This window comes from Mesorhizobium sp. M6A.T.Cr.TU.017.01.1.1, assembly GCF_004023115.1.
GTDB lineage: Bacteria > Pseudomonadota > Alphaproteobacteria > Rhizobiales > Rhizobiaceae > Mesorhizobium > Mesorhizobium mediterraneum.
In genome coordinates, this window is sequence record NZ_RZTA01000276.1 from 1 (window position 1) to 620 (window position 620).

Consider the following 620-nt stretch of genomic DNA (forward strand, 5'->3'; position numbering starts at 1 on the left):
CTGTGGCCGCACATGACGGTGGTGGATAACATCATCGAGGCGCACCGGCACGTGCTGAAGGAGCCCCGCGACAAGGCCGTCGAACATGCGCACGCCTTGTTGAAGAAAGTCGGGCTCGCCGACAAGCACGCCCACTATCCGGGCCAGTTATCAGGCGGCCAACAGCAACGCGCCGCGATCGCGCGCACGCTCGCGATGCGTCCCAAAGTCATCCTCTTCGACGAACCGACATCGGCGCTCGATCCCGAGTTGGTCGGCGAGGTGCTGCGCGTGATCCGTCAACTGGCGGAGGAAGGCAACACCATGATCCTCGTAACGCACGAGATGCAGTTCGCGCGCGAGGTCTCCCACAAGGTTCTGTTTCTCCACCAGGGAAAGGTGGAGGAAGAGGGTGCGCCCGCGGAGCTGTTCGGCAGCCCGCGCTCGGAGCGTCTGCGCCAATTCCTGGCACGGACACTGTGAGGGAAGCCCGCATCCTCGAAGCGTCCGGTTCGCACCGGACAACCGCAATGAAGATCAACAAGGGGAACTGACATGAAACTGAAATTCTTGACGCTGCTCGCATGTCTCGCGGGAAGCATGGGAAGCGCATTGGCGGCCGAAGGCGAGTTGTCCATCGG

At 62.4% G+C, this 620-nt stretch carries 1 protein-coding gene; it reads left to right on the top strand.

Annotated elements, in window-relative coordinates:
- A partial coding sequence (locus EOB36_RS33960) for an ATP-binding cassette domain-containing protein (protein WP_164897730.1) occupies window positions 1–462 on the top strand: 462 nt, incomplete at its 5' end.
- Between the last annotated feature and the right edge of the window lie 158 nt (window positions 463–620).